This window comes from Paraburkholderia sp. BR14374 (genome assembly GCF_040948685.1).
Lineage (GTDB): Bacteria > Pseudomonadota > Gammaproteobacteria > Burkholderiales > Burkholderiaceae > Paraburkholderia > Paraburkholderia youngii.
Map to the genome: position 1 here is coordinate 191,668 of NZ_JBFPKF010000006.1, position 17,330 is coordinate 208,997.

The 17,330-nt window shown below is 65.5% G+C and carries 16 protein-coding genes and 2 pseudogenes; 12 read left to right on the top strand and 6 right to left on the bottom strand.

What is annotated here, in order from left to right:
• The first annotated feature begins 69 nt into the window (after positions 1 to 69).
• A complete protein-coding gene (locus AB3X86_RS16750; RefSeq protein WP_368596811.1) occupies positions 70 to 753 on the top strand; it encodes a Pr6Pr family membrane protein in 684 nt (227 codons plus the stop codon).
• Positions 754 to 934: 181 nt separating this feature from the next.
• Positions 935 to 1,201, top strand: a complete 267-nt coding sequence (locus tag AB3X86_RS16755) for a CsbD family protein (protein ID WP_176107689.1) — start codon at positions 935 to 937, stop codon at positions 1,199 to 1,201.
• 96 nt (positions 1,202 to 1,297) lie between these two features.
• Here the strand turns inward: AB3X86_RS16755 and xth are convergent, their stop codons facing one another.
• Positions 1,298 to 2,107 carry an exodeoxyribonuclease III gene (gene xth / locus AB3X86_RS16760; RefSeq protein ID WP_176107688.1) on the bottom strand — a complete coding sequence of 270 codons (810 nt, stop codon included), beginning with the start codon at positions 2,105 to 2,107 and terminating at the stop codon, positions 1,298 to 1,300.
• A gap of 301 nt (positions 2,108 to 2,408) precedes the next feature.
• Between xth and AB3X86_RS16765 the strand changes: the two genes are divergently transcribed.
• Both AB3X86_RS16765 and AB3X86_RS16770 read left to right on the top strand, forming a co-directional pair.
• Entirely contained in the window at positions 2,409 to 2,753 is a 345-nt protein-coding gene (locus tag AB3X86_RS16765; protein ID WP_368596812.1) for a zinc ribbon domain-containing protein YjdM, read from the top strand.
• Between the two features lie 89 nt (positions 2,754 to 2,842).
• Positions 2,843 to 3,679 (top strand): spermidine synthase, encoded by an 837-nt coding sequence (locus tag AB3X86_RS16770; protein WP_368596813.1) that lies wholly within the window; start codon positions 2,843 to 2,845, stop codon positions 3,677 to 3,679.
• Positions 3,680 to 3,704: 25 nt separating this feature from the next.
• On the opposite strand, the gene AB3X86_RS16775 is transcribed toward AB3X86_RS16770, so the two are convergent.
• Positions 3,705 to 3,890: a CopG family transcriptional regulator gene (locus AB3X86_RS16775; RefSeq protein WP_013091246.1), complete on the bottom strand. Its 186-nt coding sequence runs from the start codon at positions 3,888 to 3,890 to the stop codon at positions 3,705 to 3,707.
• Positions 3,891 to 3,998: 108 nt separating this feature from the next.
• A pseudogene (locus AB3X86_RS16780) lies at positions 3,999 to 4,316 on the bottom strand (YoaK family protein); the annotation flags it as partial.
• On the opposite strand from AB3X86_RS16780, the pseudogene AB3X86_RS16785 reads away from it, so the two are divergent.
• The 7 genes and pseudogenes from AB3X86_RS16785 to AB3X86_RS16815 all read left to right on the top strand — a co-directional run.
• Positions 4,317 to 4,610, top strand: a pseudogene (locus tag AB3X86_RS16785) (NADH-quinone oxidoreductase subunit B family protein); the annotation flags it as partial. It lies immediately after the preceding pseudogene.
• 266 nt (positions 4,611 to 4,876) lie between these two features.
• Positions 4,877 to 5,593, top strand: a complete 717-nt coding sequence (locus AB3X86_RS16790) for a (2Fe-2S)-binding protein (RefSeq protein WP_368596814.1) — start codon at positions 4,877 to 4,879, stop codon at positions 5,591 to 5,593.
• Positions 5,594 to 5,604: 11 nt separating this feature from the next.
• Entirely contained in the window at positions 5,605 to 6,606 is a 1,002-nt protein-coding gene (locus AB3X86_RS16795) for a xanthine dehydrogenase family protein subunit M (RefSeq protein WP_368596815.1), read from the top strand.
• Positions 6,603 to 8,816 (top strand): xanthine dehydrogenase family protein molybdopterin-binding subunit, encoded by a 2,214-nt coding sequence (locus AB3X86_RS16800; protein ID WP_368596816.1) that lies wholly within the window; start codon positions 6,603 to 6,605, stop codon positions 8,814 to 8,816. The genes AB3X86_RS16795 and AB3X86_RS16800 overlap by 4 nt, the downstream gene beginning before the upstream one ends.
• A 138-nt stretch (positions 8,817 to 8,954) precedes the next feature.
• Positions 8,955 to 9,542: an NTP transferase domain-containing protein gene (locus AB3X86_RS16805; protein ID WP_176120720.1), complete on the top strand. Its 588-nt coding sequence runs from the start codon at positions 8,955 to 8,957 to the stop codon at positions 9,540 to 9,542.
• A gap of 367 nt (positions 9,543 to 9,909) precedes the next feature.
• The gene (locus AB3X86_RS16810; RefSeq protein WP_176120719.1) at positions 9,910 to 10,617 is read left to right on the top strand and encodes a PIG-L family deacetylase; all 708 of its coding nucleotides are present in this window, start codon (positions 9,910 to 9,912) and stop codon (positions 10,615 to 10,617) included.
• A gap of 128 nt (positions 10,618 to 10,745) precedes the next feature.
• Positions 10,746 to 10,898, top strand: coding sequence for a hypothetical protein (locus AB3X86_RS16815; RefSeq protein WP_008921009.1), 153 nt, complete (start codon positions 10,746 to 10,748; stop codon positions 10,896 to 10,898).
• Between the two features lie 23 nt (positions 10,899 to 10,921).
• Here AB3X86_RS16815 and AB3X86_RS16820 read toward each other — a convergent pair whose 3' ends face one another.
• Genes AB3X86_RS16820 through aepX form a run of 3 tightly spaced genes read right to left on the bottom strand, consistent with a single transcriptional unit; the run spans position 10,922 to position 14,912 of the window.
• A complete protein-coding gene (locus tag AB3X86_RS16820) occupies positions 10,922 to 11,989 on the bottom strand; it encodes a 2-aminoethylphosphonate aminotransferase (protein ID WP_368596817.1) in 1,068 nt (355 codons plus the stop codon).
• 23 nt (positions 11,990 to 12,012) lie between these two features.
• On the bottom strand, positions 12,013 to 13,188 hold the full coding sequence (gene aepY / locus AB3X86_RS16825; protein ID WP_368596818.1) for a phosphonopyruvate decarboxylase: 1,176 nt from the start codon (positions 13,186 to 13,188) through the stop codon (positions 12,013 to 12,015).
• Positions 13,185 to 14,912, bottom strand: coding sequence for a phosphoenolpyruvate mutase (aepX, locus tag AB3X86_RS16830; protein ID WP_368596819.1), 1,728 nt, complete (start codon positions 14,910 to 14,912; stop codon positions 13,185 to 13,187). Before aepX ends, aepY begins: the two co-directional genes overlap by 4 nt.
• Before the next feature lie 553 nt (positions 14,913 to 15,465).
• On the opposite strand from aepX, the gene AB3X86_RS16835 reads away from it, so the two are divergent.
• The gene (locus tag AB3X86_RS16835; protein WP_368596820.1) at positions 15,466 to 17,007 is read left to right on the top strand and encodes a methyl-accepting chemotaxis protein; all 1,542 of its coding nucleotides are present in this window, start codon (positions 15,466 to 15,468) and stop codon (positions 17,005 to 17,007) included.
• The last annotated feature ends 323 nt before the right edge of the window (positions 17,008 to 17,330 follow it).

Consider the following 17,330-nt stretch of genomic DNA (forward strand, 5'->3'; position numbering starts at 1 on the left):
GCAACCGCCGGCTCGCATGCGCGAGAAAGCACATGCGAGCGAGCGCGCACCGCGCGTAGAATCGAGCGCATGCGCCCTACCCTCGTTCCGCAGCGCGAGCCCGAGCTGCCGCTGCATACGCCCAGTGTGTCGTCGCTGACGTTGGCGGCGGTGATTGCGCTGATCGCGTGGATGGCGATCCTCGCGCAAGCCGACCTGACCATCGATCGCACGCTCGCGCGCGGTCTCACCGTGTTCGACGCGCTCGCGCGCATGAGCAGCTACCTCACCAATCTAACGGTGCTCGCCAGCGCCTTCTGCTTCACCTGCGTCGCGCTGTGGAAGCACCGCTCGCCACTCGTGCGCTTTTTCCGGCAGCCGACCGTCGTGACCGCGGTGGTCGCGTACATGGTGTTCGTCGGCATCGCGTACAACGTGCTGTTGCGCGGACTTTGGCCGCTGTCGCCCTACCGGCGCATGCTCAATGAGTCGCTGCACAGCGCGCTGCCATTGCTCGCCGCGCTCTACTGGGTGCTGTTCGTGCCGCGCTTCCATCTGCGCTTGCGTCACTGCCTGCTATGGCTCGTCTATCCGCTCGCCTATCTCGGCATCACGTTCTGGCGCGGCAGCCTGTCGGATTTCTATCCGTATCCCTTCATCGACGTCGAATCGCTCGGGCTGCGCCAGGTGCTGGTCAATTCCGCGCTGCTGTTCGGCGGTTTTCTAATGCTGCTGGCCGTGTTCGTCGGCATCAATTCCAGGCGCCGACGATGATGGTCCAGCACATTCCATCCGGCCGGATGCATAGCGCCGCGTTTCCAGGCGCATTTCTTGCACCCCTTTCGTCACTGACGCAGGCTGACGCCGCACCGGCGCGGCTTGCGCGGCGCCCTTGTGCGGGCGCGTTGCAATTGCAGCGCGCCCGCACGTAAATATGACAACAGGAGCGATGCATATGGACACGAATTCAGCGGCAGGCGCGGTAAAGGAAGTCGCCGGTAAGGTGCAAAGCGCGGTCGGCGACGCAGTCGGCGACACCAGCGCGCAGGTGGCGGGCAAGGCGCGCGAATTGAGCGGCAAGGCGCAGCAGTTATGCGCGAACACGACGAGCCTCTTGCGCGACACGACGGCCGAAAGCCCGTTCACGACGCTGGCCGTCGTCGCACTCGCCGGGTTCGTGATGGGCGCGCTGTGGTCGCGCGGCGGTCGCGACTACGACTGATGCAGGCGCGGCGCCGGATCGTAGGCGCCGAACGATAGTGCGAAGCAGTCGGACCAAAGCGGGCGATCCGCGGCAAGCGGTTCGCCCGCTGCTTTACTAGCCGCTCTTCTTCTTGCGGCCGGCGCCCATCTCCAGTTCGATCCACGCGGGCGCATGATCGCTCGCATGCGGTTCGCCGCGCACCCAGCGGTCGACGCCCGCGTCTCGCAGACGCGGCGCGAGATCGGCGCTCAGCAGCAGATGATCGATGCGCAACCCCGAATTCGTGTCCCAATGACGGCGGAAATAATCCCAGAACGTGTACACACGTTCGTCGCCGAAATGCGTGCGCAGCGCATCGGTCCAGCCTTGCGCGAGCAGCTTTCGATAGCGCTCGCGGCTCTCCGGCTGCAACAGCGCATCCTTTAGCCACGAGCGCGGGTTGTAGATGTCTTCGTCGGTCGGCACGACGTTGAAGTCCCCGGCGATCACGACCGGGTGGCCGCTCTCGTAGAGCTGCGCCGCATGCGCGATCAGATGATCGAACCACGCGAGCTTGTAGTCGAACTTCGGGCCCGGCTGCGGATTGCCGTTCGGCAGGTACAGACACACGATCAGCACGCCGCCGACCGCGGCCTCGATGTAGCGGCTATGCGTGTCGTCTTCGAAACCGGGCAGACCGCGCCGCCGCTCGAGCGGCGCTTCGCCTTTGGCCAGAATCGCCACGCCATTCCATGCGCTCTGGCCTTGCCAGACGGCGCCATAACCGGCTTCGCGCAAGGCGTCGACGGGAAACGCGCTATCCACCGCCTTCAGTTCCTGCAGACACACGACGTCCGGCGCCTCGCGCTCGAGCCATTGAAAAAGCGCCGCCTGGCGCGAGCGGATTCCGTTGATGTTGAACGTCGCAATGCGCAGCTTCGCCATGATCGTCCCTCCGTCGCCTGTGGCACCGCGAGCACCGACCCCATTGTGGCCCGGTTGGCCCGCTCCAAAATTATCACCCGCAACTTTCCATCCAGCTCGAAGCTGTCGACATCCGCAGCGAAGCTACCCGCAAGTCTGATGAATGGCGCCGAAAGCAGATGCTAATTGGAAGATAAGGCGATGTGTATTGCATTATAATTTTGCGCGCCCATGAGCCGCCGGCACGATGCCGACTCTGGCGAGGCGGGTTGCCCGCCTGTTTTTTACTGACTGTCTTCAAGTCGTTTCAATGGAAGCTGCAATGAACGCTGCCCCCGCCTGCCCGCAATGCGCGATGGAAAACACCTACCCTGACGGCACGCTGTACGTGTGTGCGGACTGCGGTCACGAATGGTCGGCAAACGCTCGCGCCGATGCGAACGATGAACCCGCCGGTAGCGTCGTCAAGGATGCGAACGGCAACGTGCTGGCCGACGGGGATTCGGTCGTGCTGATCAAGGATTTGCGCGTCAAGGGTTCGCCGATCACGCTGAAGATGGGTTCCAAGGTGAAGAGCATCCGGATCGTCGGCGGCGATCACGAAATCGACTGCAAGACCGACGCCGGCAGCTTCATGCTCAAGGCCTGCTTTCTGAAGAAGGTCTGACGGGCCGTTCGCCGTTGGCGGCCCCGCTCCGAAGCGCGGTTCGCACTGCATGATTCAATCGACTGGTTGGCTACCCGAGCATACCGAGAATGGCTGAGGATCGAACCTCGTACGACGCGTTCGTCAAATTCATGTCCACGCCAATCAGTGATGGGCAACCGTTCGTGCTGGAGACGCAGCACGCGGTGTCGCTACACTTCGATCACTTCTCCACTCAGAGCTTCATGTCGCTCAGCAACCCGGAGAAGCTCACGCTCGGCTATACCCGCGCGATGATGGGATTTCTGTTGCTGCAGCCCGCGCCCAAACACATCTGCATGATCGGACTAGGTGGGGGTTCGCTGGCGAAATATTGCTATCGGCATCTGCCCGAGGTCGCGATCGAAGCGGTCGAGATCAGCCCCGAGGTGATCGCGCTGCGTGACGTATTCAGGATTCCGGCGGACGACGCGCGGTTCAAGGTGGTTTGCGCGGACGGCGCGGACTACCTGATGCAGGATGACATCCGCACGGACGTGATCCTGCTCGATGCGTTCGTCGCGGAAGGGATCGCGAGCCGCTGTGCGAACCTCGCGTTCTTCGCCGCCTGTCGCGAGCGACTAACCGAGACGGGCGTCCTCGTCATCAACTTCACGGACGATGATCCGGCCATACCGCAGCACCTCGAGTGGCTGAGATCCGCATTTGGCGTTTGCTATGCGCTCGTTCGGTGCGGCGACGACAGCAACTTCGTCACGATTGCCTGGAAAAGCGGACATCGTTTGCCGCCCAGACAAGTGCTATTCGAGCGTGCCCTCTCGTTTGCCTTTGCAGACGAACTCAAACTGTCCGTCACTGCGCGCCGCCTGAAAGAAGGAGAGCGCCTCGATCCGAAGCGGCTGATCTGGCGTGAGCAAGGACAGGGGCACTGGGAAATCGGCGGTTGACCGGCGCGAGGCGTCAGCCCGGGTGTCAGCGTCCGCGCTTGGCAAGCGGGCTTTTGGTCTTGTAGGTCACGCCGTGACGCTCGAGATACTCGCGGATCAGTTGGCGGACGACTTGTGACGGCGTCAGATCCTGCGCCGAGCAGAGCATTTCGAATGCCTCTTTCTTGGCGGGGTCGATCAGGACGGTCAGGCGTGCGGTTTTCGTTTCCATTGCGAGGACGAGTCGGCAAATATGTTAACCAAATTATAATGCATTTGCTTTCGGCGGCACGACCAGAACCGGCATTTCACGCCAGCATTCCCCCGTCCTCGCGTGAGCTCAATGCCTGCGCTCGAACCGGCAGAGACAGGTCAACAGATCATCGACGACCGGCACGATCGCCAGCGTGACGAGTGCGCCAGCGAGCGGCACGGTCGACACGTAGCCCACATGCTTGAAACCGATTGCGCCGATCAGGCCGCCCACGAAAAACGACGCGAGCATCGTGCCGTGGATCCTCAGCTTCGCGCGGTTTGCGATGACCGCGTGCTCGTCGTCGACGAGCGCCGACCGATTCCAGTAAAAAAGCTTACCCAACTCGATACCGAGGTCCGTGACGATGCCGGTCATGTGTGTGGTCCGGATCTCCGCACCCGAGGGCTTGGCATCAAATTCGTCGCGAGTCCGCGGCATGCGGACCTGCTGCTCGTGACCGGGCCGGTGACGCTGAATATGCGCGCGGCCCTGCTCGCCGCGTACGACGCGACCCCCGCTCCGAAACTCGTCGTTGCCGCCGGCGAGTGCGCATGCACGGGCGGCATTTTTGCCAATAGTTACGCGGTGTGCGGCCCGGTTTCGTCGATCTTGCCGGTCGACGTGACGATCCCCGGATGTCCGCCGCCGCCGATCGATTTGCTGCGAGGCATCCTCACAGCCTGCCGGGCGCGTTGAGCCGCAGGTCGTTTTCCCCAGTGCAAAACGTGCAACCTTGCCCGTTTTGCGCGACTCCACACGGGCTCCATCCTGATCATTGCGCATATTGGCCTGCCTTTATTGCGCGGATCGGCTTTGTGTTTGCAGCGAGTCTTTAATACCGTTGTAGCTGCACCTGCAACGGCACTTAAATTGCTGCTCAATGGTTTTGTGTCAACGCGATGCGTTGGACATCGACGCGTCGTCAGCCTGCATTGACCTTTCAATGGAGTCAACAGATCCTCATGACCACGCCTACAGAATGTCAGCATTGCGGGGACACCTCCGCTTCAGAGTCGGCCGCCGAGCAAACCACCACACCTTCCCAACCGTCACGCCGCCGCTTCCTGCAATCGGCGGCGGCCGCCGCGACGATCGGCGCGGCGCCGCATCTGCGCGCGCAAGCGCAGGCACCCGCCGCACCCGCGCCGCAAAGCAACCCCGTGGTGCCGCCGCGCCCTGTTACATTGACCGTCAACGGCCGCGCATACGCGCTACAGCTCGAACCGCGCGTGACGCTGCTCGACGCGTTGCGCGAATACGCCGGTCTGATGGGCACGAAGAAAGGCTGCGACCGTGGTCAATGCGGCGCCTGCACGGTGCTCGCCGACGGCCGCCGCATCAACTCGTGCCTAACGCTCGCGGTCATGCATGAAGGCGAGAACATCACGACCGTCGAAGGACTCGCGAGCAACGGCACATTGAGTCCTGTGCAGGCCGCGTTCATCGAACACGATGCGTTCCAGTGCGGCTACTGTACGCCCGGGCAGTTGTGCTCGGCGACCGCCCTGCTCGGCGAATTCCGCAGCGGCACGGCGAGCACCGTGACCGCCGACGTGCGCTCGCGTCCCGCCGCGCTCACCGACGACGAAATCCGCGAACGCATGAGCGGCAACATCTGCCGCTGCGGCGCGTACGTGAATATCGTCGCCGCGGTGCGCGCCGCGCACGAGCAAGCCTGACGGAGACCGACATGGATGCGATCTCCTACGAACGCGCTGGCGACGTCGCCAGCGCGGTACGCGCCGCGCAACAGCCCGGCGCGGTGTTCATCGGCGGCGGCACGAATCTGCTCGATCTGATGAAGGGCGGCGTCGCGCGGCCGGTGCGGCTCATCGACATCACACACATCGGCGGCCTCGACTCGGTGACGACGCTGCCCGGCGGCGGCCTGCGCATCGGCGCGCTGGTGCGCAATAGCGACGCGGCCAATCACGCGCTGGTGCGCGAGCAGTACCCGCTGCTGTCGCAAGCGCTGCTCGCGGGCGCGTCGCCGCAGTTGCGCAACATGGCGACGGTCGGCGGCAATCTGCTGCAACGCACCCGCTGCGGCTACTTCTACGACACCGCTTTCACGCATTGCAACAAGCGCCTGCCCGGCAGCGGCTGCGCGGCGCTCGACGGCCATAACCGCGGACACGCGATCCTCGGCGCGAGCCCGCAATGCATCGCGGTCAACCCGTCGGACATGAGCGTCGCGCTGGCCGCGCTCGATGCGCTGGTGCGCGTGAGCGGCCCCGGCGGCGAGCGCACGATCGCGTTCGCCGACTTCCATCGCCTGCCGGGCGACCGGCCCGACGTCGATACCACGTTGCAGCCCGGCGAGCTGATCACCGCAGTGGATCTGCCGCCGCCGCTGTTCAGCGCGCATTCGCACTATCTGAAGGTGCGTGACCGCGCGAGCTATGCATTCGCGCTCGTATCGGTCGCGGCCGCGTTGCAGATGGACGGCGAGCGCGTGCAGAGCGCGCGCATCGCGCTCGGCGGCGTCGCGCACAAACCGTGGCGCGCGAACGTGGCCGAGCACATGCTGAGCGGCCAGCCGCTCAGCCAGGCCACGCTGAAGAACGCCGCCGCGGCCGCGTTGAGCGGCGCGCAGCCGCGTCACGACAACGCCTTCAAGGTCCAGCTCGCGCAACGCGCGATCGTCCGCGCGGTCAACCAGGCCGCCGGCAATGCGGGAGGTGTCGCATGAATCTGATCGGACAACCGCTCGATCGCGTCGACGGTCTGCTCAAGGTGACCGGCGACGCGCGTTATGCAGCCGAATTCCCCGGGGCGCGCCTCGCGCATGGGGTGCTCGTGACGAGCACGATCCCAGCCGGCACGATTTCGTCGATCGATGCGAGTCGCGCCGAGGCCGTGCCCGGCGTGCTGCTCGTGATGACCTACCAGAACGCGCCGCGTCTGCCGAACGGAGGCAAGTCCGCGTTCTCGCCTCCGGCCGGCAGGCACCTGTCGCTTCTGCAAGACAACCGGGTGCACTACAGCAACGAGCCGGTCGCGGTAGTCATCGCCGATACGCTCGAACATGCGACCGATGCCGCGCGCCAGCTGCGCATCGTCTATCAGCCGGGCACCGCGGCGCTCGACTTCGAGCAGGCTAAAGCGCACGCGCATGCGCCGGACAAGCCGCAGGGCCGGCAGACCGATACGCAGCGCGGCAGCTTCGAAGACGGCGTGCAAAGCGGCGACGTGCATATCGAGGCCACCTACACGACGCCGATCGAGCATCACAACCCGATGGAGCCGCACGCGACGATGGCGCACTGGGACGGCCCGCAGTTGACGGTCTACGACTCGACCCAGGGCGTGAGCGGCACCGCGCAGGTGCTCGCGAAGACGTTCGCGATCCCCGTGTCCGACGTGCGCGTGATTTCGCCGCTGATCGGCGGCGGCTTCGGCTGCAAGGGCTCGTCGTGGTCGCACGTGTCGCTGTGCGCGATGGCCGCGCGGCAAACCGGGCGGCCCGTGCGGCTCGCGCTCGAACGGCCGCAGATGTTCGGCCCGGTCGGCGCGCGGCCGCGCACCGAGCAGCACTTCGTGATCGCCGCGCGGCATGACGGCACGCTGACCGCGATGCGCCACGACAGCATCTCGAACACGTCGATGATCGAAGACTGGACCGAGACCTGCTGCATGGTCACGCGCATGCTGTACGCGGTCCCCAACCAGGTGACGACGCACCGGCTCGTGCAGCTCAATGTCGGCACGCCGACCTTCATGCGCGCGCCGGGCGAGACCACCGGCTCGTTCGCGCTCGAATCGGCGATGGACGAACTCGCGGTCGCGCTGGAGATGGACCCGCTCGCGCTGCGCCTGAAGAACTACGCGGACAGCGATCCGCAGGAGCACAAGCCGTGGTCCGGCAAGTCGCTGCGCGAGTGCTATCAGATCGGCGCCGAGAAATTCGGCTGGTCGCGCCGCTCGCAAACGCCGCGTTCGATGCGCAACGGCAACACGCTGATCGGCATGGGCATGGCGACTGCGACCTATCCGGCCAACCGCAGCGAGGCGTCGGCGCTCGCGCAGATTCGGCCGGACGGCACCGCGGTGGTCGCCTCGGGCACGCAGGACATCGGCACCGGCACCTACACGGTGATGACCCAGGTCGCCGCCGATGCGCTCGGCTTCACGCCCGAGCAGATCCACTTCGCGCTCGGTGATTCGTCGCTGCCGCGCGCGCCGGTGTCGGGCGGCTCGCAGTCGGCGGCCAGCGTGTCGCCCGCGGTGCGCGACGCGGCGAGCCAGGCGCGCAGCCAGCTGATCGCGCTGGCGCTCGCCGATGCGGCCTCGCCCGTGCATGGCTTGCCGCTCGACGACGTCACCGTCGCAAGCGGCTGGGTCGTGAGCCGCTCGCAACCCGACAAGCGTGATCCGGCCGCGGCGATCATCGCGCGCGCGGGCGGCAAGCCGATCGAGGCGACCGCCACCGTGAAGCCAGGCGACGAGAAGCAGAAGTACTCGTTTCACTCGTTCGGCGCGGTGTTCGTCGAAGTCCACGTCGATGCCGAGTTGGGCACGATCCGCGTGCCGCGCGTGGTCGCGGTGTACGACGTCGGCCGCGTGCTGAATCAGAAGACTGCGCGCAGCCAGATGATGGGCGGCATCGTGTGGGGCATCGGCGCGGCGATGCAGGAAGAAAGCACGCTCGATGAGCGCTTCGGACGCTTCACCAACGCGAACCTCGCCGAGTATCACGTGCCGGTGAACGCCGATATCGGCACGATCGACATTGCGTTCATCGACCGGCCCGATCCGTACATCAACTCGCTCGGCGTGCGCGGGATCGGCGAGATCGGCATCACGGCCGTGGTGGCCGCGATCGCGAACGCGGTGTACAACGCGACCGGCGTGCGGGTGCGCGATCTGCCGATCACGCTGGACAAGGTGGTGCGGACCTGAACCGGCGGCAGCGACGGAAACGATGCAACAGCGAAAGCCGGAGCGGCGGGCGGCTGGCATCGGGCTTGTCCTGCCGCGCTTGCCTCCCGCCCCGTTGCATCGCACAATCGGGGCACTCCTCTCTACCGGTATCCGCCGATGGCCTATGCCTCGCTCGCCACTGGCGTGTTGCTCGCCGCCGGTTCCGGCTCGCGCTTCGATCCGCGCGGGCTGCACAACAAACTGCTCGCACGCATGCCCGACGGCACCTTGGTCGCGCATGAAGCCGCGCATCGGCTGCTGCAGGTCGTCACGCGGGTGCTCGCCGTGGTGCGGCCGGGCTCCGATGCGCTCGCCCGCGTGCTGAACGATGCCGGCTGTGATGTCGTGTTCGCGGCCAACGCCGAGCGCGGCATGGGCGCGAGCCTCGCCGCCGGCATCGAAGCGTGCGACGACGCCGAAGGCTGGATCGTCGCGCTCGCCGATATGCCGCGCATCGCAATTCCGACGATCGAAGCGGTAGCCCGCGCACTCGACAACGGAGCGCCGCTCGTCGCGCCGTTCTACGACGGCCAGCGCGGCCATCCGGTCGGCTTCGGCAGCGAGTGCCGCGACGCGCTGCTCGCGCTGGACGGCGACACCGGCGCGAAGGCGCTGCTCAAGTCACGGGCGCTGACGCGCATCGACGTCGACGATCCCGGCATTCTGCGCGACGTGGATACGCCGGATGATTTGCGCACGCTCTAGCAGGCGGCCAATCTCAGCCTTGCCGCGACTGGCGGCTGACGCGTTTCGATCTCAACTGCGTACTGCTTTCGCTGATCTGGCGGACAGTGTTCGGAGAATTCGCCAACTACACAAAACACGTGCGCTCCCAGGGCCACGACAGCGACGCTCGACGAGCCGAAAAGCCGCGACCGTCGCTGGATAGACAGATTGAGCGCTCGATCCGCGGCCTTCCAGGCACGCGATTTGCGCGTCGCAAGTTTCGCGCGCAAGCCGTGCCGATTACGCCTAAGCTGAGGTGACGCCATGTTTTTTTACATGCGGCGCCTTGACGACCGACGGCCTCGACGCCTCATCCGCCCCGCCTCGAACCCCCAGACGCAAGCCCATGAGCGAAACCAGTCCACGCCTTTTTATCGTCTCGCCCCATTTCGACGACGCCGTGTTCAGTTGCGGCGCCTTGCTCGCCGCCCATCCCGACGCTGCCGTCTGCACCGTGTTCGCCGCGCCGCCCGAACACGACATGCATACGGAGTGGGACCAGAAAGCGGGCTTCGCGAACGCTCATGAAGCGGTCCGCGAACGCACGGTCGAAGACAACCGCGCGCTCGAAGTACTCGATGCGATTCCGCTACGCATGCCGTTTCGCGACAGCCAGTACGCCGACTCGCCGTCTATCAGCCAGATGGCGGCGGCGCTGGAGGAAACGATTTACCGCACGACCGCCAACACGCTGCTGATGCCGCTCGGCCTGCATCATGAGGACCATGCGCGGGTATTCGAAGCGTGCTGCGAAATCCTGCCGCGCCTCACGCATCTGGACTGGTTCGGTTACGAGGAAGCGATTCACCGGCTCACGCCGGGCGCGGTGCAGGCGCGGCTCGCCGATCTCGCGCAGCGCGGCATCGTCGCGACGCCGGCAACGCCGAGCGCGGGCCACACGATCGACATGCAGCGCCGCGCGCATCTGAAACGCGAAGCGGTCAACGCGTACGCGAGCCAGTTGCGGGCGTTCGGCCCTGGCAATTACGAAGACGTGTTCGCGACCGAGCGCTACTGGCAGCTCAGCGTCGGCCGCAAACGCGCGAGAAAATAGCAAAAAAGGAGTGAGCAGGAAGCGCGGCGAGCGCCTACGCTTGAAGACAGATAACCGACGCGGCGGCGGGCATCGACGGTAACAACCGCCCCGCCGGACCCGCGCATTTCAACCGCAAGGGTGACGCAATGAGCTACGACATGCACACCAGCCCGATTCCCGACCCGAACGCCGATCCGAACCGCGACCCGGAAGCCGACCCGCTGGTGCCGCCGTCGCCGGGGCATCATGTCGAGGAGCCGCAGCGGCCTGACGGGCCGCCGGACAAGGACCCCGTGTAAAGGCAGCCGCGCTCGACGCAGCGTCAGCCTGTCAAGTCGCTGAAGCCCTGCAGCAGGCGGTCGATATCGGCCGCGTGAATGTTGCCCATCGTCGAGATGCGGAACAGCTCCGCCGACAGCCCGCCCTGCCCCGCATAGATCACGAAGCCGCGCGCCTTCAGCGCGTCGTGCAGTTGCGGATACCCGATACCGTTGGGCAAGCGGTAGGCGCGCAACACCACCGACGACACCCCAGCCGGCAACACACTGCCGATGCCGCGCGCGGCCAGGCCCGCGCGCACCTGCTCGGCAAGCGCCGCATAGCGCGCATGACGCGCGCGCCAGCCGCCTTCGTCGGCGAGTTCACGCAGCGCCTCGACCAGCGCGTAGTACGCGTGCACCGACGGCGTAAACGGCGTGTTGCGCTGATCCTGCAAACGCGCGAGCCGCGCGAGATCGAGGTAGTACGTGCGGCTCGCCGCGCGTGCGAGCGCCGCGCGCCGCACCAGTACGAACGACGCGCCCGGCACGCCATGCAGGCACTTGTTGGCGGTCGCCGCGAGCGCGTCGAGGCTCGCGTCCGAGAAATCGATCGCTTCGGCGCCGAAGCTGCTGACACCGTCCACCAGCAGACGCTGGCCGCGCTCGCGGCACAATGCGCCGAGCGCCGCGATGTCGTTCAGACGGCCCGTGGTCGTTTCGTGATGAATCACCGCGACGTGCGTGAACGACTTGTCGGCGTCGAGCCGTTCGGCGATCTTCGCGAGATCGGGCGCGGCCATCCAGTCGTGCTTCAGCGCTTCGTGCGCGATGCCGTACTGCGCGGCGATCTGCGCGATGCGCTCGCCATACACGCCGTTTTCGACGACGAGCAGCTTGCCGTTTTGCGGCACCAGCGCGGCCGTCATGCTTTCGACGGCGGCCGTTCCGGAACCGGTCATCAGCACTGCCTGCCATTCGTTCGGATCGAGCCCGTACACGTCGACGAGACGCGTGCGCGCCTCTTCCTGCAGGTCGAAAAATTCGCTCTCGCGATGGCACAAGTCCGTCTGCAACAGGCTGTTGCGGACACGTTCGGTGAGCGTCACCGGGCCGGGATTGAGCAGCAGCATTAGCGCTCCTGTTGGCATAGGGTTCAGATCGCGCCGATGTGGCGCATCAGGCGCGTCTTCACATCGGGCGGCGTAATGGTCGGGCGCGGCAGGCCGTCGGGCGTGCCGCGGCGGATCGTCAGGCGTGCGAAGCGCGGCCCGTCGAGCGGCGGCGCCGCGAACAGTTCGTCGATGACTGCCGGATCGTCGCTCTCGACCGCCGACGCGTAACCGCACGCGGCCGCGACACCCGCGAACGACACTTGCGGCGACACTGTCGCCTGGCCGCCGGTCGAATCGTGCGCACCGTTATCGAGCAGTACGTGCGTGAGGTTCGACGGACCGTACGCGCCGAGCGTCGCGAACACGCCCATGCGCATCAGCGCGGCGCCGTCGCCGTCGAGCGCGACCACACGCAGGTCCGGGCGCGCGAGCGCGAGGCCGAGCGCGAACGGCGTCACGCAGCCCATCGATCCGACCATGTATAGCTGGTTCGCGCGATCGTCGATCGCATAGAGTTCGCGGCCGCAAAAACCGGTCGACGCGAGCACCACCGTCGAGTCGAGCGGCGTATGCGCGATGACCTTTTGCAGCGCGTCGTGGCGCGTTGCGAGTTCGTTCGCTGCGATATCGCCGAACTGCGCGCGGAACTGCGCACGAGGCTCGACCGGCGCCCGCCGCGCGGGCGCGCCGCCGTCCTTCAGCTCATACGGTGCGACGCTGCCCTTCTGCATCACGAGCGCGTACGGACGGCCTGTGGCGTCCATATGCGCGATCGCGCGATCGAGCGCCGGTCCGATCGCGGCGGCCTCCGTCGGGAACGTCTCCCACGGAATTTCCATTGTGTCGAGGATCGCCGGCGTGATCGGGCCCATCAGTGCGTGTTGCGGCTCGTCGGCAACCCCCGGCTGGCCGCGCCACGTGACGATCAGCAGTTGCGGCAGGCGGAAAGTCCAGGTCAGCGAGGTCAGCGGGCTGACCGCATTGCCGAGCCCGGAGTTCTGCATCATCGTGATGCCGCGCCGGCCGTTCTTCGCGCCAAGCGTGACGCCCGCGATCAGCGCGACCGCGTCGCCCTCGTTGGCCGCCGACACGTAGTGCAGCGATTCGTCCTGCAGCACGTAGTTGATGAACGGCGTCAGATACGAGCACGGCACGCCCGCATACCAGTCGAAACCGCGCTCGCGCGCCGCCTCGACGAACTGTGCTGCTTCGATCATTGCGCGCCTCCGTGTGCATCGTGCGCCGTTGCGCCGCCGACGGCCGTCGCGAACGGAGCCTGCGCGTGCGCGAAGTCGCCCGCGCGGCGGAAATCGTCGAGATCGTTGACGCCGCGCCAGTGGCCGTGCACGTATTGCACCTCGATCGACTCGCCCGCTTCGATCATTGCGTTCAGCAGCGCGGGCATGTCGAGCGACGCGAAATCGTCGCGCGTCCGCAACCCGCGCATCACCGCTTGCAGGCGTTGAAGGCCCGCGCCGCGCACGTTCAGCAGCCCCACCCAGCGGCCATGCGGCAGTTGCGCGGCGCTCGCCGCCGACGACTGCTCCCGCTCGCTCGCGACATGCCGCAGCACGACCTTGTTGCCGAACAGACCGCGATCGTCGGCGGCCGAGCACCACGCGAAATCGCGCACGCTCGCGTTCTCCGTATCGGTCAGCGACGAATCGACGACCACGCTGAAGGCGGCCTCGCTTTCCACCAGATCGCGCAGGATGTAGCTGCGAAACAGCAGGTCGCCGTACGAAATGACGGTGTCGCCGCTCAGTTTATCGAGTGCGCATGCGAGCGACGCGAGCTCGCCGGTCTGCGCGTGCTGCTCGTTGACGACGAGGCGAATGCCCGCGGTATCGATCGCGTCGGCGCGATAGCCGCCGACCACGGTGATGTCGTTGACGCCCTGCTTCTTGAACGCATCGACGAGCCAGCGCAGCAGCGGTTTGCCGGCGATCGGCAGCATCACCTTCGGACGCTCGCCGGTCAACGCTTCAAGGCCCTTGCCGCGGCTCGCGGCGAGCACGACGGCCGAGCCGGCCGCGCGGCCGCCCGACAGATAGCGGTCTTCGGCCTCCGAATATTCGTCGGCGTCCTGCAAACGGAAGATTTCGTTGACCGCCGCGATGCTGTCCTCGACATTGACGAGCGTCTCGCTCGCATGGATTTCCTTCGCGACCGCCTGCATCGCCGAGGTCGCCGCGCGGATCAGATGGTTCGCCCAGATCACGGTGCTGATGCCCGCTTCGCGGAACACCTCGGTCGGCGTGCTGTAGTACTTGGTCGGCACGATCACGAGCGGCGCGCGGCCGGCCCATTTGCGCGCGAATTCGAGGATCTCGTCGGGGCGGGACAGCTTGCTGTGAATCAGGATCGCATCGGCGCCGGCCCGTCGATACGCTTCCGCGCGGCGCAGCGCTTCGTCCATGCCCCAGCCCGCGATCAGCGCCTCGACGCGCGCGACGATCGAGAAATGCTCGTCGTTCTGCGAGTCCTTGCCGGCCTTGATCTTGCCGCAGAATTCGTCGATATCGGCAAGCGGCTGCGCCTCGCCATTGATGAAGCTGTTGGTCTTCGGAAACTGCTTGTCCTCGATGCACACGCCGGCGATGCCGCGCTGTTCGAGCTTGCGCACGAGGCGGCGCACGTTGTTGAAGTTGCCGTAGCCGGTATCGCCGTCGAGCAGGATCGGCAGATCGCTCGCGTCGGCCATGAATTCCAGCGTATCGACCACCTGCGTCCAGCTCGCCTCGTTGTTGTCGCGCACGCCGAACTGCGCGGAGATCGCGAGGCCCGAGCCCCAGATCGCCTTGAACCCGGCTTCGCGAACGATGCGCGCGGACAGCCCGTTATGCGCCTCCATCATGAATTCGAGTTCACTGCTGACGAGCATCTGGCGCAGTCGCGCACTGCGGGACTGGGAGACGAAAGCGGGTTCGCGTGCATTCATTCTTCGGGACTCCTGGTGGCGGGCGGATTGACGTTCTTCTACGCCCGGCTGGCAATCGGAAAAAGGGCGACTATAGCGGAATTTTTTATGGCGAGTCTTTTGGAATGCCGCAGCGATTTTTCGTGGTTGCTCTTAAGTGGAAAAATGTGTCATTTTTTGCATGCGCCGTCATTTAATGGGATTTTTGCATTGGATTGGCGTTTTGTGGAATGTTGAAGCGAGCCTTGCTGGATTTGGCTCGGCAGGTTGTCCGGCACTTCGTGCTGCCCGTTTTATGTCGATTTTTCGTGCGCATTTTTCAATCGCTTCGCTTTACCGAAAAACGCCAGTTAATTCAGATTTCCGGATATTGCGCAATTGTCTTTTTCAAATTGAGCGCGCACGGGCACCACGAAAAACGCTTATAAAATCCACTTATTAATCAGATGAATGGCGATGCAAAACAGCGGGTTTCCCCTGCCTCGACCAACACGATTTCCCGCCGTTAACACAGCGAGCGGCATCCGACCGCAAACCACTAGACCCTAAGGCCAGAAATCCCATTCCCCTCGCTATGACTCTGAACCGAAAACTGACGTCGATGATCGCCGTGCTGTGGGTTGGCCTGATCCTGATCGGCGCGTTCGGCGCGTGGCAGAACCGCGCGTCGATGATCTCGGACCGACGCGAGCAATTGCGCTCGCTGATCGAAGAGGCCAACCACGTCACCGCCCATTACTACGCGCTCGCGCAGCAGCATGCGCTGTCCGAGGACGAAGCGAAAAAACAGGCGCTGGCGACGCTCGGCGCGATGCGCTACGGCAAGGACGGCTACCTGTCCATCAACGACTCTCAGCCGGTCATGCTGATGCATCCGTTCAAGCCCGAACTGATCGGCAAGAACCTCGCACAGTTCGCCGATCCGGCCGGCAATCACCTGTTCGTCGATATCGTCAACGCAGGCAATCACGACGGCGGCGGCTTCGTCGACTATCTGTGGGCCAAACCGGGCAGCGAACAGCCCGTTGCGAAGACCAGCTACTCGATGCACTTCGCGCCATGGGATTGGTACCTCGTGACCGGCATGTATATGGACGACGTGCAAAGCGCGTTCTACCGCAACCTGTTGCGCTGGCTGGCGATCACGGTCGCACTCGGCGCGCTCTCCACGGTCGTGATGCTCATCGTGCTGCGCAGCATCCGCCGCTCGCTCGGCGGCGAACTCGAAGCGGCGGTCAAGCATGCGCGGCTGATGGCGCAAGGCAATCTCGCGACGCCGGTGCCGATCGCGCCGCACGACAACAGCAGCCTGCTGCATGCGCTGCGCACGATGCAGGCGGGACTCGTCGACACGGTCTCGCGCGTGCGCCAGGGCACCGAGAACATCAACGTCGGCGCGAACGAAATCGCGGCGGGCAACACCGACCTGTCGCAGCGCACCGAGGAGCAGGCGGCGGCGCTCGTGCAAACCGCGTCGAGCATGGATCAGATGACGGTCAACGTGAAGCAGAACGCGGACAGCGCGAGCCACGCCGCGCAACTCGCGAGCGACGCCGCGAACGTCGCGACGCGCGGCAGCCGCGTCGTCGACGACGTGGTGCGCACGATGGGCGAGATTACCGCGAGCTCGCGCCAGATCGGCGACATCATCGGCGTGATCGACGGCATTGCGTTCCAGACCAATATCCTCGCGCTGAACGCGGCCGTCGAAGCGGCTCGCGCCGGCGAACAGGGCCGCGGCTTCGCGGTGGTCGCGGCCGAAGTGCGCAGCCTCGCGCAGCGCTCGGCGACGGCCGCCAAGGAGATCAAGGCGCTGATCGAAACCTCGACCGATACCGTCGAGACCGGCGCGTCGCTGGTCGCCAACGCGGGCGCGACGATGGGCGAGATCGTGCAGTCGGTGCGGCGCGTCAATGAAATTCTCGAAGAGATCAGCCACGCGTCGCGCGAGCAGAGCGCGGGCATCGAGCAGGTCAATCGCGCGGTCGGCGAGATGGACCAGGTCACGCAGCAGAACGCGGCACTGGTCGAAGAGGCCGCGGCTGCCGCGCATTCGCTGAAGGACCAGGTCGGCGTGTTGCGCGACGCGATTGCGAGTTTCGCGTTGCCGGCTTGACGCTTCTGCGCCGCGCCCGCGACGGGCGCGCATAAAAAGAAGGCGCTCCACAGACAGGGAGCGCCTCATCAACACGCCGCGTCGGAGTCGACGCATCAATCGAACGAATCAGCCGCGCGGATTTTGCAAGTCCGCGCGGCTGTTCGTTTTTGAGCTTCGGCTCGGCTAGCGGTTGCTCGAAGAGAAACACTTCGTCTTTCACATCCCTCGCATTTTAATTACGTTTTATTTACACTCGGCCCAGCGAAAGTCCTTGCCGCCAGGCCACGTGGTTTTGGCGGCCCTGTTCAATCGAAGGTACGTAACGTCCGCTGCCCGCCGCC

Excerpts from the sequence above, each read along its gene's own strand:
- AB3X86_RS16750 (WP_368596811.1), top strand. The coding sequence starts at position 70 with ATGCGCCCTACCCTCGTTCCGCAGCGCGAGCCCGAGCTGCCGCTGCAT.
- AB3X86_RS16755 (WP_176107689.1), top strand. The coding sequence starts at position 935 with ATGGACACGAATTCAGCGGCAGGCGCGGTAAAGGAAGTCGCCGGTAAG.
- xth (WP_176107688.1), bottom strand. The coding sequence starts at position 2,107 with ATGGCGAAGCTGCGCATTGCGACGTTCAACATCAACGGAATCCGCTCG.
- AB3X86_RS16765 (WP_368596812.1), top strand. The coding sequence starts at position 2,409 with ATGAACGCTGCCCCCGCCTGCCCGCAATGCGCGATGGAAAACACCTAC.
- AB3X86_RS16770 (WP_368596813.1), top strand. The coding sequence starts at position 2,843 with ATGGCTGAGGATCGAACCTCGTACGACGCGTTCGTCAAATTCATGTCC.
- AB3X86_RS16775 (WP_013091246.1), bottom strand. The coding sequence starts at position 3,890 with ATGGAAACGAAAACCGCACGCCTGACCGTCCTGATCGACCCCGCCAAG.
- AB3X86_RS16790 (WP_368596814.1), top strand. The coding sequence starts at position 4,877 with ATGACCACGCCTACAGAATGTCAGCATTGCGGGGACACCTCCGCTTCA.
- AB3X86_RS16795 (WP_368596815.1), top strand. The coding sequence starts at position 5,605 with ATGGATGCGATCTCCTACGAACGCGCTGGCGACGTCGCCAGCGCGGTA.
- AB3X86_RS16800 (WP_368596816.1), top strand. The coding sequence starts at position 6,603 with ATGAATCTGATCGGACAACCGCTCGATCGCGTCGACGGTCTGCTCAAG.
- AB3X86_RS16805 (WP_176120720.1), top strand. The coding sequence starts at position 8,955 with ATGGCCTATGCCTCGCTCGCCACTGGCGTGTTGCTCGCCGCCGGTTCC.
- AB3X86_RS16810 (WP_176120719.1), top strand. The coding sequence starts at position 9,910 with ATGAGCGAAACCAGTCCACGCCTTTTTATCGTCTCGCCCCATTTCGAC.
- AB3X86_RS16815 (WP_008921009.1), top strand. The coding sequence starts at position 10,746 with ATGAGCTACGACATGCACACCAGCCCGATTCCCGACCCGAACGCCGAT.
- AB3X86_RS16820 (WP_368596817.1), bottom strand. The coding sequence starts at position 11,989 with ATGCTGCTGCTCAATCCCGGCCCGGTGACGCTCACCGAACGTGTCCGC.
- aepY (WP_368596818.1), bottom strand. The coding sequence starts at position 13,188 with ATGATCGAAGCAGCACAGTTCGTCGAGGCGGCGCGCGAGCGCGGTTTC.
- aepX (WP_368596819.1), bottom strand. The coding sequence starts at position 14,912 with ATGAATGCACGCGAACCCGCTTTCGTCTCCCAGTCCCGCAGTGCGCGA.
- AB3X86_RS16835 (WP_368596820.1), top strand. The coding sequence starts at position 15,466 with ATGACTCTGAACCGAAAACTGACGTCGATGATCGCCGTGCTGTGGGTT.